Below are 1,789 nucleotides of genomic sequence, written 5' to 3'. Positions count from 1 at the left end.
ATCGCCGTGCGCAACCTCATCACACGCCTGCCGCTCCTGGAATCGATGGCCGGAATGGACTCTCAATGACCGTGTCAAGCCGCAGCAGCGACAGGGTTCGGGTTTTCCATGCTGAATTCGCGGCCGTCGCGCAGCAGTGCCCACAGCACGTCGACCAGGCGCCGGGCCAACGCTAGAAGGGCCTGGGTATGGATGAGGCGTTCGCCGCGTTTCTTGTCGTAGAACCGTCGGGAAGGACCGTCGGTGACTTTCAGGCTCGACAGGGCGGCCATGTAGAACACGCGGCGCATGCGCCGGTTGTAGCGTTTCGGGCGGTGCAGGTTGCCGTTGACCCGGCCCGAATCCCGGGGAACGGGAACGAGGCCGGCGTAGGAGGCCAACCGGCCGGCGCCGGCGAAGGTGGCCAGGTCACCGCCGGTGCCGACAAGGAATTCCGCTCCCAGTCCGGGGCCCATGCCCGGCAGGGACTCGATAATGCGCGCCCAGGGGTGTTCCCGAAACCGGGTCGTGATGAGTTTGTCGGTGTCCTTGATCTCCCGGTCCAGATCGAGGAGTTTGCGCGCGATGCGTTTGACCAGCATCGCGGTATCGGCTTCACCGGGCAGGGCCAGACTCTGACGTCCGGCAGCATCGACCGCAGCGGCTGCGGTCTTGGCGATGCCCGGTTTCCAGGCGCCGTTGTCGGTGAGATACGTTGTGACACCGATGATTCCGGCGGACCGGATCTCGGCGGGAGTGCACATCCCGGCAACCAGGATCAGCGGGGTCCGGTTCGCGAAGTCGAACGCGGCCTCCAATGCCGGGAAGATCGATCCGAGCAGCGCGCGCAGCCGGTTGATCCCGGCCACCCAATCCGCCATCAGGTCGGTGCGGTAGCTGGTCAGCTGGGTCAGCCCGACCACGAGCTCGTCGGGCATCACGACCTCGTTCAGGTCCTCACGCAGGCGGGCGCTCTGAGCGATCACCCGAGCGTCTTTGGCGTCGGTCTTTCCCTCGCCGCGGAAACTGCCGGTCATCGAATTCACCACCCGGCCAGGCACATACGTCACCGCTTGATCGGCGGCCAGCAGCACCGTGATCAGCAGCAACGCCATCGGGCTGGTCAAGTCGATCGCCCACCGAACCCGCTCGGCAGCCTTGCCGGCGCGCGCGATCACCGCCTCGATCGCGGCCTGGTCGTTGCCGAAACGCTGACTGAACACCGCTTTACCGGTCTCGTCGACCGCGCACGCATGATGCGCGTGCTTGCCGACATCGATCCCGACCCAGATCTGAGGGCGAGTTGTCACCCACGTGCTCCCGACTATCGAAGTTGTTGCGCCCGTGGACAACCCCGCCGACAGATCCCTAACCAGCGACAACCGCAACAAGCTCTCAATCAGCAGCCGGAGCGTCCAGCACGGTGGGGCAGCCAGTCCTTTCGAGCCTCAACCGAGGCAGCACATCATCAGCTACACCCCACCGCCCTGGGCATCCAGGGCACCAACCCCAGACACCTACAAACTTAGGGAACACATCATGTCCGAACGTTCCTCCGTCACGGTGATCGGGCTGGGCCCGATGGGCCGGGCGATCGTGCGCGTGCTGCTGGCCGCCGGCACCGAGGTGACGGTCTGGAATCGCAGCGCCGACAAAGCCGAGGCCATGGCGGAACTGGGCGCCCGGCGCGCCGAGTCGGTGGCCGACGCGCTCGAGCGCAACGAGGTGATCATCCTGAGCCTCACCGACTACGCCGCCATGTACGACGTCCTGGGCCTGGCTCCGGAACGGTTGCGGGACAGGGTGATCG

At 65.9% G+C, this 1,789-nt stretch carries 2 protein-coding genes; one reads left to right on the top strand and one right to left on the bottom strand.

Annotation, left to right across the window (positions count from 1 at the left end; translation table 11 throughout):
- Nucleotides 1-74: 74 nt before the first annotated feature.
- Nucleotides 75-1,289 carry an IS110 family transposase gene (locus ACGF5C_RS34350; protein WP_393308522.1) on the bottom strand — a complete coding sequence of 405 codons (1,215 nt, stop codon included), beginning with the start codon at nucleotides 1,287-1,289 and terminating at the stop codon, nucleotides 75-77.
- 229 nt (nucleotides 1,290-1,518) lie between these two features.
- Between ACGF5C_RS34350 and ACGF5C_RS34345 the strand changes: the two genes are divergently transcribed.
- The coding region (locus ACGF5C_RS34345) for an NAD(P)-binding domain-containing protein (RefSeq protein WP_393308519.1) at nucleotides 1,519-1,789 on the top strand (271 nt) is incomplete at its 3' end.

The organism is Micromonospora sp. NPDC047620 (assembly GCF_043205005.1).
Classification (GTDB): Bacteria; Actinomycetota; Actinomycetes; order Mycobacteriales; family Micromonosporaceae; genus Micromonospora.
This window is presented reverse-complemented; position numbering and strand designations above follow the sequence as displayed.